Source organism: Brucella sp. IR068 (assembly GCF_049065885.1).
GTDB lineage: Bacteria > Pseudomonadota > Alphaproteobacteria > Rhizobiales > Rhizobiaceae > Brucella > Brucella intermedia.
Window position 1 is genome coordinate 86,645 of the sequence record NZ_JBAKHE010000009.1, and the last position, 13,096, is coordinate 99,740.

The window sequence follows — 13,096 nt, forward strand, 5'->3', positions numbered from 1 at the left end:
ACGCCGGGTTCTGTTGTGTCGTGTTGATTGCTGATTTCTCATACAACCAACAGTAGCTGAACAGACTTAACCGGCCGTTAAATAACGTAGTTAATAGGTTATCAGCACGTGATTGTCGCTAATTTCCCTTGTTTCCGCGATATATATTCACACCGAGTTCGCGAATTTTCTTGCGCAGCGTATTGCGGTTCAGCCCCAGAAGATCGGCCGCCTTGATCTGATTTCCCCGTGTCGCCGTAAGGCACGCCAGGATCAGAGGATATTCCAGTTCTGCCAGAACCCTGTGATAGAGGCCCGGGGGTGGCAAATCCGAACCGAAAGACGCAAAATAGCGTTGCATGTTCTGCTCGACAGCCTGAGAAATGGAGATATTTTCCATATCTCCGGCGCCTGCTGGAACCACATCCGGTTTGGTAAGCTCGGCCCGCAACTCCGTTTCGATAATTTCGGGGGAAATTTCTTCTTGCGGATAAAGCGCCGCGAGCCTTCGCACGAGATTTTCAAGCTCGCGGACATTGCCCGGCCATGGATACCGGCGCATCATTTCCAAACCAGCAGTGCTGATGCGTTTCTCCGGCAGTCCTTCTTCAGCAGCCCGCTTGAAAAAATGGCGCACGAGATCGGCTACGTCCTCGCTTCGCTCGCGAAGTGGCGGCAGGCGCAGAGGTACGACATTCAGACGGTAATAGAGATCCTCGCGAAACAGTCCTTGCGCGATCAGTTGCCGCAAATCCTTGTTGGTTGCAGCAACGATACGCACATCTGTCTTGATCGGCGTGCGTCCGCCGACTGTCATATACTCGCCCTGTTGGAGCACACGCAGAAGACGGGTTTGCGCTTCCATTGGCATATCGCCAATCTCATCGAGAAACAGCGTGCCGCCATTTGCCTGCTCGAAGCGGCCGCTTGAGCGGTTTTGTGCTCCGGTGAAAGCGCCCTTCTCATGACCGAACAGTTCAGACTCGATCAGATCGCGCGGGATTGCCGCCATATTGATCGCAACAAAGGGTCCTTTTCGGCGACGCCCGTATTCGTGAAGGGCGCGCGCAACCAGTTCCTTGCCCGTACCGGATTCACCTGTCACCATGACGGTCAAATCCGTCTGCATCATGCGCGCCAGCAAACGATAGATTTCCTGCATCGCAGGCGAGCGGCCAACCAGTGGCATGTTGTCTGCCTGCTCGTCGGAAAGGGCTGCGGCGGGCTTGTTCTTGGGCTCCGACAGCGCTCGACCGGCTATATTGATGAGCTCCGTGAGATCGAATGGCTTCGGCAGATATTCGTACGCTCCCGCCTCGGAGGCCCGGATTGCTGTCATGAATGTGTTCTGCGCACTCATGACGACGACCGGAAGGTCCGGGCGCATCTTCTTGACGCGCGGGAGAAGGTCGAAGGCGTTTTCGTCGGGCATATTGACGTCGGTAATGACCAGATCGCCGTCACCTGCAGCCACCCACCGCCAGAGCGAGGCAGCATTGGAAGTCACGCGCACATCGTAGCCTGCACGCGACAAGGCCTGGTTCAGCACTGTCCGAATGGCGGCATCATCATCCGCCACCAATATGGTTCCAGACGGACGTCCTGCGATCATGCGTTATCTCCAGTATTTCCAGCCGTATTTTTCCATGCGGGCATCAAAACCCGAAAAGTCGTGCGCGAAGGATGGCTGTCGCATTCGATGATGCCGCCATGATCACCAATGATCTTCGCGACCAGCGCCAGGCCGAGCCCGGAACCGTTGGTCTTCGTCGTCACGAAGGGATCGAACAGATGCGGGAGCATGTCCTGCGGCACTCCCGGCCCATTATCATGCACGCAGAACTCGAGAGGCAGCGCCACCCTGTCCCGCGCACCCGGCACCTGGAGGCGGATGCCCGGACGATAGGCCGTGGACAGAACAATCTCGCCGCCCTCACGCTCACCGATGGCTTCCGAGGCATTCTTCAGCAGATTGAGAAAAACCTGCACGAGTTGGTCACGATTGGCGAAGACCGGCGGGAGCGACGGATCATAATCTTCCACGAAACGAATCTTACGCGCGAATCCGTTCTTCGCAATTGCCTTCACATGATCCAGAACCGCATGAATATTGACCGCAGAGCGCTCGATAGGACGTTCATCCGAGAAAACTTCCATGCGGTCGACAAGGGAGACGATCCGATCCGTTTCGTCAGTAATAAGCCGGGCAAGGGCGCGGTCCTCGTCACTGACAACCTGCTCCAGCAATTGCGCCGCGCCACGGATACCAGAAAGCGGGTTCTTGATCTCATGGGCCAACATCGATGCAAGCCCGGTCACCGACCGTGCAGCGCCGCGATGTGTCATCTGCCGATCGATTTTTTCGGCCATCGTCTTTTCCTTGAAGAGGATGACCACCGCTCCCGGCAGTTCTGCGACGGGCGCCACGTAAATATCAACGATACGTTCGGCTCCAAGACGGGGCGACGAGACATCCACGCGATATTCATTCACCGGCATCTGGCTGGTGCGAACCTGATCGACCAGCGCCAGAAGCGGACTGCCGAAAGGCAGAAAGGATTCCAGTCGGTTGCGCGCCAGAATAGACGAGCCGGAACGAAAGAATTGTTCCGCATCCAGATTGGCATAGGCGATATAATTCTCGGCGCTGACCATGATGACCGGCTGGCTGATGGCATCGAGCACGACGGAAGGAATGCCATTCGCTTCTGTTCTTTCGCGCATCAGGCAACCTCTTTGAGCGCGACTTCCGGAACTTCGCGCGTGAAAATACGGCGCAAAGCATCGATAACGGCTTGCCGGTCGGTTTGAGTCATAACTTCCGCTTTCTCGGCAGGCATACATGCCGCACCCGCATGACGATCAAGATACCAGCCAAGATGTTTACGGGAATGACGGACACCCGTCGTGCTTCCATAATGGTCGAGCATATCTTCGTAATGCTTTATAATATATTCGAGAACTTCACTTCGCGACTTTGGGGCAAAATCACTTCCTGCGATTGCGCCAGCCAACCAAGGCTGGCCATAAGAAGCACGTCCCACCATCACGGCGTCCGCCCCGGAACGGCGCAGAATTTCCTCGGCATCCTCCCGACACGCCACATCTCCGTTGGCGACTAACGGAATCTTGACCGCATCGCGAACGGCGCGAATTGCATCCCAGTCCGCCTTGCCTTCATAAAACTGGCAACGGGTCCGCCCATGCACAGTCACCATGGCGATACCCGCACTTTCCGCCCGCCTTGCGAGTTCAGGCGCATTGATGCTTTTCTCATCCCATCCCAGCCGCATCTTGAGCGTAACCGGAACGTTGACCGCATTAACGGTGGCCTCAACAAGCGTCATTGCGTGATCAAGATCGCGCATTAGTGCGGACCCGGAATAGCCGCCCGTCACCTTCTTGGCTGGACAGCCCATGTTGATATCGATGATATCAGCGCCTTCTCCCTCGGCGATCCTGGCCGCTTCGCCCATCCATTGGGCTTCACGTCCCGCGAGTTGTACAACGTGTGTTCCAAGCCCTTCTCCGGAAAGGCGCAGAAGACTTTCCTTGTGGTGGTTGCACAGTTCGGCGCTGGCGACCATTTCAGACACAACCATGCCCGCGCCAGCCTCTGCGGCACGCCTGCGGAAAGGAAGGTCCGAAACTCCCGACATAGGCGCGAGAAAGACGCGGTTGGCAAGCGCCACACCGCCGATGTTCAAAGGTTGATCGAGAAAACTCACCAATAATGCCTATTTGATGTGCATAGTGCGATTAGCACATACATTAATCAGTCTCACTTTTCAACGCAAGGAAAAGCGCGCGCAAGATTACGATAAATCAATTGTCGTCTGGCATTTATCCGCGCAAGGCATTATTCGGCTTGGGAACACAACCCTTGGCAGAGGCAACAACCATTTCAAAGATTGCAGCAGTCATTGTGGCAGCTGGCCGCGGAGAGCGAGCCGGGCAGAGTGTCGAAGGGCCGAAACAGTACCGGCGCATCGGCGGCGAAGCCGTGCTTGCCCGTACTTTGCGCGTCTTTATCGACTGCCCCCTGATTGATAGCATCGTTGTCGTGATTCATCCTGACGATCATGCGCTTTATGAACGCGCCCTTCCGGAAAACGGAAGCAATATTCTGGTTGTGAACGGCGGCCCCACCCGGCAGGAATCCACGCGTCTTGGTCTCCGTGCGTTGCAAGACTCTGCGCCCCAACATGTCATGATCCATGATGGCGTGAGGCCGTTCGTCGGTCAGGACTTGCTGAAGCGTATCGTTGAAAACCTTGCGCCGGATGAAGGCGTTCTGCCCGCATTAGCTGTCTCCGACACGCTCAAGCAATCGTCCACGGACGGAACCGTAAAAACGACTGTGCCCCGCGCCGGTCTTTTTGCGGCGCAGACACCACAAGCGTTTCCCTACGCGCCGATCCTAAACGCGCATGAAAAGGCCTTCGCAATCAATCGTTCTGATTTCACGGATGATGCCGCCATTGCCGAATGGCAGAGCATTGCTGTTCGCATCATCGAAGGATCGGCAGACAATACAAAGCTTACCTGGGCAAAGGATATTGAAATGGCTGACAAGCGCCTGCGGCAAGACCACGTTTCGTTTCCCGACATTCGCACCGGCAATGGCTACGACGTTCATTCTTTTGAACCCGGCGATCACGTGACGCTGTGCGGTGTGAAAATCCCCCATGAAGCAAAACTCAACGGCCATTCAGATGCCGATGTCGGACTTCATGCGCTGACCGACGCCCTGCTTGCAACACGGGGAGCCGGCGATATCGGCACGCATTTCCCTCCTTCCGATCCGCAATGGAAAGGTGCGGCTTCCCGTATATTTGTTGAGCATGCCGCAAATATCGTGCGGGAAGCAGGCGGTCGTATCGCCAATGTCGATGTTACCTTTATCAGCGAAGCACCGAAGATTGGCCCGCATCGCACAGCAATGACAGAAGCGCTTTGCGACATGCTGGGCATTGCAGCGGACCGCGTTTCCGTCAAAGCCACGACCAATGAAAAGCTGGGCTTCGTGGGACGTCGTGAGGGTATCGCAGCAATCGCAACGGCAACCGTCATCTATCCCGGTGAGGTTCCCGAATGAGCGCACTCATCGCAGAAGAAAAAGCCATTGTCGTGCTGGAGGCATGCCGCAACGCCGGTGTAATGATCGCCACGGCTGAGTCCTGCACAGGGGGACTGATAGCCGGAGCCTTGACCGATATCGCCGGATCATCCGATGTCGTGGATCGCGGTTTTGTCACCTATTCCAATGAAGCAAAAGCCGAAATGATCAACGTTCCGCTGGAATTGATCAATCGCCTTGGCGCGGTTTCGAAGGAAGTAGCACTTTCCATGGCTGAAGGCGCACTTGCGCGGTCCCGCGCCGGTGTAACTGTGGCTGTTACCGGGGTTGCCGGACCTGGTGGGGGCTCCGATGAAAAGCCTGTCGGGCTTGTTCACATCGCCTCGGCGCGAAAAGGCTACACGACGCTCCATCGCGAATGCCGTTTCGGTCAAAAAACCAGAGCTGACATCCGCCACGCAACGGTTCTTGCTGCATTGGACCTCGTTCTGGAAAATCTTCGACAGCCTTGAGGCGTACACTTTTATCTGCCGCGCCCTACCTTTGTCTTTGGTCAAGATAAGGAGAACATGGCGATGCGTTTCGACGGAAAGGTGGCAATCGTTACCGGTGGGGCAAGCGGCATCGGTGAAGCAACTGCTCGAGCTTTCATTCGCGAGGGAGCGAATGTCGTCATCGCCGATTATTCTGAGCACGGCCAGCAGTTGGCCAATGAGCTTGCAGGCGGCAGCGAGCGGGCATTATTCGTCAAGACCGATGTGGCCGACACAAAAGCCGTGCAGGCGCTGATTGCTAAAACCGTCGAAACCTATGGGCGCCTCGACATCATGTTCGCCAATGCAGGCATCGCCGCAGATGGCCCGATTGATGAACTGGACGAAACTGCATGGCAGAAAACCATCGATATCAATCTTACCGGCGTCTATCTTTGCGATAAATACGCCATCGACCAGATGCGTTCGCAAGGCGGCGGTGTGATCGTGAATTGCGGGTCCATCCATAGTCATGTTGGAAAATCTGGTGTCACGGCTTATGCGGCAGCAAAGGGAGGCGTGAAACTCCTGACGCAGACGCTTGCGATTGATTATGGAGCGCAGAACATTCGGGTAAATGCAGTCTGCCCCGGCTATATCGACACACCGCTGCTCAAGGATATACCCGAAGACAAGAAAGAGGCCCTGGTAGCCTTGCATCCAATTGGCCGGCTCGGACGCGCCGAGGAAGTTGCCAGCGTCGTGCTCTTCCTGGCGAGCGACGAAGCTTCCTTCGTCACCGGTGCGTCCATATTGGTCGATGGCGGCTATACGGCGCAATAAACAGAGCCCCCGAAAATCGGGGCTACATTCAGGCCGTTCCGTATATCTGATCGGCCCGTTTCTCGAAAGCTTCGGAAAACTTCTTGAAAGCTAGATCGAACATGGTTCCCATGAGAAGACCCAGCGTCCGGCTCTTGAACTCGTAATCGATGAAGAACTCGACATCACATTCGCTGCCATCATCCACGGGTTTAAAGGTCCAGCGATTGTCGAGATAGCGAAACGGCCCGTCGAGATATTTCACATCAATGACATTATCCTCAGGCTTCAGCAGTACCTGACTGGTGAATGTCTCGCGTATGAGCTTGTAACCAACCGTCATGTCGGCAATGAGAAGGGCCTTCCCGTCACGCTCCTTGCGGGAGCGAACCGACAAAGCCTCGCACATTGGCAGAAATTCCGGATATTTCTCCACATCCGCTACGAGCCCGAACATCTGCTCTGCCCGGTGATGCACCCGCCTGACGGTTGTAAACTGCGGCATGTCTGATCTCAGGCCCTGGCTGCGATCTGCGCCTCGCGGGCTGCCCTCAGCTTGGCAAAGTCATCGCCAGCATGATGCGACGAGCGGGTCAACGGGCTGGATGCGACCAGCAGGAAGCCCTTCGTCCGGCCAATCGTTTCGAACGACTTGAATTCATCAGGGGTCACGAAGCGAATGACAGGATGATGCTTGCGGGTCGGCTGAAGATACTGACCGATGGTCATGAAGTCCACGTCAGCCGAACGAAGATCATCCATCAGCTGAAGGATTTCATTCCGCTCTTCGCCAAGGCCAACCATAATGCCGGACTTGGTGAAAATGGTTGGATCGAGTTCCTTGACGCGCTGCAGGAGGCGGATCGAATGGAAGTACCGGGCGCCGGGACGAACCTTGAGATACTTCGAAGGAACGGTTTCCAGATTGTGGTTGAAAACGTCAGGACGTGCCTTAACGACGATTTCAAGAGCGCCTTCCTTGCGCAGGAAATCCGGCGTCAGGATTTCGATCGTGGTCGCAGGCGTGGCTTCGCGGATAGCCTGAATAACTTCCGCAAAATGCTGCGCACCACCGTCGGCAAGATCGTCGCGATCCACCGAAGTAATGACCACGTGAGTCAGGCCCATCTGCTTGACGGCCTTCGCGACATTTTCCGGTTCATTCGGATCAAGTGCGGTTGGAATGCCGGTGGAGACATTGCAGAATGCGCAGGCGCGTGTGCAAATCTCGCCCATGATCATGAAGGTGGCGTGCTTCTTTTCCCAGCACTCGCCGATATTCGGGCAACCAGCCTCCTCACAAACCGTAACAAGCTTGTTCGAGCGAACGATATCGCGCGTTTCGCTATAGCCACGCGAGACAGGAGCTTTGACGCGGATCCAGTCCGGCTTCTTCAGGACAACATTGTCCGGACGATGCGCCTTTTCTGGATGCCGTTCGCGCTTGCCTTGGTTCACCAGATCGAGAACTGTAACCATGCTTATCCCTGCCTATCCGGGCCATTTTCAAGAATGGACCTGAAATGCTTTCAAAATTGGGTTCGGTCCTAATCCCTGCCCTCTACCCTGTCAACTTGAGCGATTTGCTACTCATCGCCGCGTCGCCAGTCCGAGAGCGCGGAAGACCAACGCCCATATGAGGCCAAATACCAAACCAGCAGTCCCCAGCGCTAAGGTGAGCATCCACACGCCATACCAGCCGGGCAAGGCCATTCCGTTGATCGATATGGTGTTCCCGCCAAGAACACTCAAGGTGCCGGCTGCGAACCCCAGCACCAGTCCTCCGACGGTGCACCATTTGATGGTGGGCCAGGCGGCACGCCGCCAAGGCCCTCCGTTTTCGATCAGCGGAATGAGCGTCCCTCCATCTTATGCATTCAGCACGCGACCATATGCGTCCAGAACGCTTTCCTTCATCATTTCCGAAAGCGTCGGATGCGGGAAGACCGAATGCATCAGTTCTTCCTCAGTTGTTTCAAGGTTCATGGCGATCACGAACCCCTGGATGAGTTCGGTCACTTCCGCTCCGACCATATGGGCGCCGAGCAGCTGTCCCGTCTTCTTGTCAAAGACGGTCTTGACCAGTCCCTGGTCTTCACCAAGCGCAATCGCCTTGCCGTTTGCGGCAAAGGAATAGCGGCCGACGCGAATATCGTAACCCTTTTCCTTGGCCTTTGCTTCGGTCAGACCAACCGACGCAACCTGCGGATTACAATAGGTGCAGCCCGGAATCATATTCTTTTCGAGCGGATGCACGTTCGGAAGACCGGCAATCTTCTCGATACAGATAACTCCTTCATGCTCAGCCTTGTGTGCAAGCATAGGCGGGCCGGCAACGTCGCCGATAGCATAGATGCCCGCCACATTGGTCTTGCCATAACCGTCGATGACAACGCATCCTCGGTCGGTTTTCACGCCGAGAGCTTCGAGGCCGAGGTTTTCAATATTGCCCTGAACACCAACAGCCGAAATCATGCGGTCAACGGTTAGCGACTGGGTCTTGCCGTCCTTGGTCTCGATGTGAGCGGTCACATTATTTGTGCCCTTCTCCACCTTTGTAACCTTGGCATCGGTAATGATCTTCAGGCCGCGCTTTTCAAGCTGCTTGCGAGCGAGTGCGGAAATTTCCGCATCCTCAACAGGCATGATCTGCGGCATCAACTCCACGACCGTCACGTCGACGCCCATGTCGTTGTAGAAAGAGGCAAACTCGATACCGATTGCACCCGAGCCCATCACAAGCATGGATTTCGGCAGTTCGTGCGGAACCATTGCCTCGAAATAAGTCCAGATCAGCTTGCCGTCCGGCTCGATGCCCGGCAGAGAACGCGGACGCGCGCCGGTCGCGACGATGACATGCTTCGCCTTGTAGCTGCCCTCGCCCAGAACACCCTTGGGAACGGGGTTCTGCGGCTGCATCGGCTGCTTTGACGACTTCCCGACCGAAATCTCGACCGGATTGCTGCCCGAAGCAGCCTTTACCAGCTTTGCCTCACCCCAGATCACATCAATCTTGTTCTTCTTCATCAAGAACCCGACGCCGCCGTTAAGCCGGGCCGAAACACCGCGCGAGCGCTGTACGACAGCCTTCACATCAGGCGTAATCGTACCTTCCAACTTGAGGCCGTAATCCTTGGCATGTTCGCCAAAATGCAGGATTTCCGCCGAGCGCAACAGTGCCTTGGTAGGAATACAGCCCCAGTTGAGGCAAATGCCGCCCAGATGTTCGCGCTCGACGATAGCGGTCTTGAGGCCAAGCTGCGCAGCGCGGATTGCGGTTACATAGCCACCCGGGCCCGAGCCGATAACAATAACGTCGTAAATGTCGGCCATATTGTCCTGCCTTTGCTCAGTTCACTTCTCGGGTGAGCAGCACCCAGTCGTGTCTTTTGTCCTGCCCAATGCGTTCTATCGCTTCGAGCCGCTCAATTTCCTTGAAACCATGGGCGCCGTAAAGGGAGAGCGCCACATCGTTGTGGCTTTCGGTTATCAGGCTGATTCCCGGGTTACCGTTCCGGCGGGCCAGGTCGATTTCATTGGCGACAAGGGCGCGGCCAATTCCTTTGCCGCGAAACTCCCGATAAACGCCAACGCTGTCTAGGAAACGGTTGCCTATCACCTTGCGCTGCAGGTCGATCAACTGATCGAGAACCGGATGCTGCGGCGGGATGTCGTTCAAACTGTCATCGAGTGTGAAGCCGATCGAAAGTCCGGCAATGTCGCCTGCCCATTCGGCAATCGTGGTGCTCTGCCAGCCTTCGGTCCCGTCAGCGCGCATATATTGCCGCCCCCGTTCCATGGCCGTTTCAGTCCGTCCATCGAGAACGGCTCCGTACCAGAGCCATGACGCAAAACCGTGCGACGAGATATCGACAAGAATGGCGATCTCAGCGGCTTCACGGCATTGAGCCGGGCGTAGGTTCAGTTGTCCAGCCATTAAAAACCTCAGGCGTCGAGTTCATTGGAACGCGACGCCCTTGAAGTTGATCGATCAGACCAGCATACCCATCGGGTTTTCGATGTGGCGCTTGAAGGCCTGTGCAAGTTCCGCAGCCAGCGCCCCGTCGACAGCACGGTGGTCGGTTGAAAGGGTTACGGACATAACCGTCGCAACCTTGATTTCACCGTTCTTGACCACTGCACGCTGTTCACCAGCACCGATTGCGAAAATGGTCGCATGCGGCGGATTGATAATAGCGGCAAAATCCTTCACACCGAACATGCCGAGGTTGGAAACGGAGGTCGAACCGCCCTGATATTCCTCAGGCTTAAGCTTGCGATCACGCGCGCGCTTGGCAAGATCCTTCATCTCATTCGAGATGGCGGAAAGAGTCTTCGATTCCGACTGACGCACGATTGGCGTAATCAGACCACCCGGGATCGACACGGCAACACCGACATCCGCACGCTTATGCTTCACCATGCCGCCTTCAGTCCAGGAGACATTGGCTTCAGGAATGTCACGCAGCGCAAGAGCAACAGCCTTGATCACCAGATCGTTGACGGAAAGCTTGTAGGCCGGAACCTCGCCCTTCTCGGTCTTGATCATCGGTGCAGCGGCATTGATCTGCGAACGCAGAGCCAGAAGCGCATCCAGTTCACAATCGATCGTCAGATAGAAATGCGGAACAGTCTGCTTCGATTCCACCAGACGGCGGGCAATCGTCTTGCGCATGCCGTCGTGAGGAACGATTTCGTAGGTGCCTTCCTCAAAGAGCTTGAGAACGGCATCGTCAGACATCGGCTTTGGAGCGGTAGCGGAGACGGCTTCGGCCTTCGGCGCAGCGGCCTTTACGCCACCCGACGTCAGAGCAGCTTCCACATCCCGCTGAACGACACGTCCATGCGGACCGGTGCCCTTCACAGCAGTAATATCGACACCGGATTCCTTGGCAATGCGGCGCGCGAGCGGCGACGCAAACACCCGGTCACCCTTGTTCGCAGCAGCAGGCTGCTCTGCCTTGGCTGGTGCAGGGGCTGTCACAGGAGGGGCAGCTGGCTTTGGCTCTTCCTTCGGAGTTTCGGCCTTTGCTTCAGCCTTAGGGGCAGAAGCTGCACCCTTGGCCGCAGCAGCCACGTCCTCGCCTTCCTCGGCGAGGATGGCGATCAACGCATTGACCTTGACGCCTTCGGAACCTGCGGGAACGACGATCTTGGCAATCGTGCCTTCATCCACGGCTTCCACTTCCATCGTGGCCTTGTCGGTCTCGATTTCAGCGATGACATCGCCAGGAGCGATCTTGTCGCCTTCCTTGACCAGCCATTTCGACAAATTGCCTTCTTCCATCGTCGGAGAAAGCGCTGGCATGGTGATATTGATCGGCATGTCCAGACCCTTTCTGTTTAAGCGGTATAGGTAACGGCTTTCACCGCTTCGACCACTTCTGCGACAGTCGGCAGCGCCAGCTTTTCCAGATTTGCCGCGTAAGGCATCGGAACATCCTTACCGGCAATGGTCAGGATCGGCGCATCGAGATAATCGAAAGCCTGCTGCATGACGCGGGTAGCAATTTCCGTACCCACCGACGACTGCGGGAAACCTTCTTCCACTGTCACCAGTCGGCCAGTCTTCTTGACCGATTCGATGACGGTCGGAATGTCCATCGGACGGATCGTGCGCAGATCGATGATTTCGACATCGATGCCCTGCTCGGCCAGCTCTTCTGCCGCCTTGACGGCATAGGTCATGCCGATACCGAACGAAACGATGGTCGCGTCCTTGCCCTGCTTGTGAATGCGGGCCTTGCCGATCGGCAGAACGAAATCATCAAGCTTCGGCACATCGAAATGGTGACCGTAAAGGATTTCATTTTCGAGGAAGATCACCGGATTCGGATCGCGGATAGCAGCCTTCAGCAAGCCCTTGGCGTCAGCAGCCGTGTACGGCATGACGACCTTCAGACCGGGAATATGGCTGTACCAGGCAGCGTAGCACTGCGAGTGCTGGGCAGCAACGCGCGCAGCCGCACCGGATGGACCGCGGAAGACCATCGGAGCGCCCATCTGCCCACCGGACATATAAAGCGTCTTGGCAGCGGAGTTCACGATCTGGTCAATTGCCTGCATGGCAAAATTGAAAGTCATGAATTCAACGATCGGGCGCAGTCCTGCGAAAGCCGCACCAACACCAACGCCGGCAAAACCGTGCTCGGTAATCGGGGTATCGACAACGCGCTTGGGACCGAACTCATCGAGAAGGCCCTGCGTTACCTTGTAAGCGCCCTGATATTCGGCAACTTCTTCACCCATTACGAAAACGTTCGGGTCACGGCGCATTTCTTCAGCCATCGCATCGCGAAGCGCTTCACGAACCGTGGTGGAGACCATTTCGGTTCCAGCCGGAATGTCTGGATCGGACGCCACTTCGAGCGCGGGAGCCTTGGGCGCAGCCGGAACAGCGTCGGCCTTCTTTTCTTCGGCCTTGGGTTCTTCCTTGGCTTCGGCCTTCGGCGCTTCAGCCTTGGCGGCAGGAGCAGCACCGATATCGGAAGCGCTTTCCCCGTCACCGAGAAGCACGGCAATCGGCGTATTAACCTTCACGCCTTCCGTGCCTTCATCGACAAGGATCTTGCCGATCGTGCCTTCATCGACAGCTTCGACTTCCATCGTCGCCTTGTCGGTTTCAATTTCAGCGATCACATCGCCGGACGTAACCTTGTCGCCTTCTTTCTTCAGCCACTTGGAGAGCTTGCCCTCTTCCATGGTTGGGGAAAGTGCGGGCATGAGAATTTCTACAGGCATG

13 protein-coding genes are annotated in these 13,096 nt (G+C 56.3%); 3 read left to right on the forward strand and 10 right to left on the reverse strand.

Features of this window, described 5'->3' with window-relative positions; all coding sequences use genetic code 11:
• Positions 1–118 precede the first annotated feature (118 nt).
• From ntrC to dusB, 3 genes are read right to left on the reverse strand one after another with little or no spacing between them, the layout of a single operon-like run.
• Positions 119–1,591 carry a nitrogen regulation protein NR(I) gene (ntrC, locus tag ACOWVS_RS15900; RefSeq protein ID WP_021585207.1) on the reverse strand — a complete coding sequence of 491 codons (1,473 nt, stop codon included), beginning with the start codon at positions 1,589–1,591 and terminating at the stop codon, positions 119–121.
• A complete protein-coding gene (locus ACOWVS_RS15905) occupies positions 1,588–2,703 on the reverse strand; it encodes a two-component system sensor histidine kinase NtrB (protein ID WP_021585208.1) in 1,116 nt (371 codons plus the stop codon). The genes ntrC and ACOWVS_RS15905 overlap by 4 nt, the downstream gene beginning before the upstream one ends.
• On the reverse strand, positions 2,703–3,707 hold the full coding sequence (gene dusB, locus ACOWVS_RS15910) for a tRNA dihydrouridine synthase DusB (RefSeq protein ID WP_021585209.1): 1,005 nt from the start codon (positions 3,705–3,707) through the stop codon (positions 2,703–2,705). Before dusB ends, ACOWVS_RS15905 begins: the two co-directional genes overlap by 1 nt.
• A gap of 140 nt (positions 3,708–3,847) precedes the next feature.
• Here dusB and ACOWVS_RS15915 point away from each other — a divergent pair, with 140 nt between their 5' ends.
• The 3 genes from ACOWVS_RS15915 to ACOWVS_RS15925 all read left to right on the forward strand — a co-directional run bounded on the left by ACOWVS_RS15915 (position 3,848) and on the right by ACOWVS_RS15925 (position 6,375).
• Complete coding sequence (locus ACOWVS_RS15915) at positions 3,848–5,077, forward strand: bifunctional 2-C-methyl-D-erythritol 4-phosphate cytidylyltransferase/2-C-methyl-D-erythritol 2,4-cyclodiphosphate synthase (RefSeq protein WP_075041976.1); 1,230 nt, start codon at positions 3,848–3,850, stop codon at positions 5,075–5,077.
• Entirely contained in the window at positions 5,074–5,571 is a 498-nt protein-coding gene (locus ACOWVS_RS15920; RefSeq protein WP_021585211.1) for a CinA family protein, read from the forward strand. Before ACOWVS_RS15915 ends, ACOWVS_RS15920 begins: the two co-directional genes overlap by 4 nt.
• A gap of 63 nt (positions 5,572–5,634) precedes the next feature.
• On the forward strand, positions 5,635–6,375 hold the full coding sequence (locus tag ACOWVS_RS15925) for an SDR family NAD(P)-dependent oxidoreductase (RefSeq protein WP_021585212.1): 741 nt from the start codon (positions 5,635–5,637) through the stop codon (positions 6,373–6,375).
• A 28-nt stretch (positions 6,376–6,403) separates the two neighbouring features.
• On the opposite strand, the gene ACOWVS_RS15930 is transcribed toward ACOWVS_RS15925, so the two are convergent.
• From ACOWVS_RS15930 to ACOWVS_RS15960, 7 genes are all read right to left on the reverse strand, one after another.
• Positions 6,404–6,859 (reverse strand): type II toxin-antitoxin system RatA family toxin, encoded by a 456-nt coding sequence (locus tag ACOWVS_RS15930; protein WP_025089505.1) that lies wholly within the window; start codon positions 6,857–6,859, stop codon positions 6,404–6,406.
• An 8-nt stretch (positions 6,860–6,867) separates the two neighbouring features.
• Positions 6,868–7,833, reverse strand: coding sequence for a lipoyl synthase (gene lipA / locus ACOWVS_RS15935; protein WP_006470529.1), 966 nt, complete (start codon positions 7,831–7,833; stop codon positions 6,868–6,870).
• A 111-nt stretch (positions 7,834–7,944) separates the two neighbouring features.
• Positions 7,945–8,130 (reverse strand): hypothetical protein, encoded by a 186-nt coding sequence (locus tag ACOWVS_RS15940; RefSeq protein WP_043714325.1) that lies wholly within the window; start codon positions 8,128–8,130, stop codon positions 7,945–7,947.
• 93 nt (positions 8,131–8,223) lie between these two features.
• Positions 8,224–9,687 carry a dihydrolipoyl dehydrogenase gene (gene lpdA, locus ACOWVS_RS15945; RefSeq protein ID WP_021585215.1) on the reverse strand — a complete coding sequence of 488 codons (1,464 nt, stop codon included), beginning with the start codon at positions 9,685–9,687 and terminating at the stop codon, positions 8,224–8,226.
• Positions 9,688–9,703: 16 nt separating this feature from the next.
• On the reverse strand, positions 9,704–10,291 hold the full coding sequence (locus ACOWVS_RS15950) for a GNAT family N-acetyltransferase (protein WP_021585216.1): 588 nt from the start codon (positions 10,289–10,291) through the stop codon (positions 9,704–9,706).
• Positions 10,292–10,345: 54 nt separating this feature from the next.
• A complete protein-coding gene (locus ACOWVS_RS15955; protein WP_075041955.1) occupies positions 10,346–11,680 on the reverse strand; it encodes a pyruvate dehydrogenase complex dihydrolipoamide acetyltransferase in 1,335 nt (444 codons plus the stop codon).
• A gap of 17 nt (positions 11,681–11,697) precedes the next feature.
• Positions 11,698–13,095, reverse strand: a complete 1,398-nt coding sequence (locus tag ACOWVS_RS15960; RefSeq protein WP_021585218.1) for a pyruvate dehydrogenase complex E1 component subunit beta — start codon at positions 13,093–13,095, stop codon at positions 11,698–11,700.
• Position 13,096: the final 1 nt, after the last annotated feature.

What these genes read in the sequence shown, in the direction of transcription:
- ntrC (WP_021585207.1), bottom strand. Translation starts at nt 1,591, where the DNA reads ATGATCGCAGGACGTCCGTCTGGAACCATATTGGTGGCGGATGATGAT.
- ACOWVS_RS15905 (WP_021585208.1), bottom strand. Translation starts at nt 2,703, where the DNA reads ATGCGCGAAAGAACAGAAGCGAATGGCATTCCTTCCGTCGTGCTCGAT.
- ACOWVS_RS15920 (WP_021585211.1), top strand. Translation starts at nt 5,074, where the DNA reads ATGAGCGCACTCATCGCAGAAGAAAAAGCCATTGTCGTGCTGGAGGCA.
- ACOWVS_RS15925 (WP_021585212.1), top strand. Translation starts at nt 5,635, where the DNA reads ATGCGTTTCGACGGAAAGGTGGCAATCGTTACCGGTGGGGCAAGCGGC.
- ACOWVS_RS15930 (WP_025089505.1), bottom strand. Translation starts at nt 6,859, where the DNA reads ATGCCGCAGTTTACAACCGTCAGGCGGGTGCATCACCGGGCAGAGCAG.
- lipA (WP_006470529.1), bottom strand. Translation starts at nt 7,833, where the DNA reads ATGGTTACAGTTCTCGATCTGGTGAACCAAGGCAAGCGCGAACGGCAT.
- lpdA (WP_021585215.1), bottom strand. Translation starts at nt 9,687, where the DNA reads ATGGCCGACATTTACGACGTTATTGTTATCGGCTCGGGCCCGGGTGGC.
- ACOWVS_RS15950 (WP_021585216.1), bottom strand. Translation starts at nt 10,291, where the DNA reads ATGGCTGGACAACTGAACCTACGCCCGGCTCAATGCCGTGAAGCCGCT.
- ACOWVS_RS15955 (WP_075041955.1), bottom strand. Translation starts at nt 11,680, where the DNA reads ATGCCGATCAATATCACCATGCCAGCGCTTTCTCCGACGATGGAAGAA.
- ACOWVS_RS15960 (WP_021585218.1), bottom strand. Translation starts at nt 13,095, where the DNA reads ATGCCTGTAGAAATTCTCATGCCCGCACTTTCCCCAACCATGGAAGAG.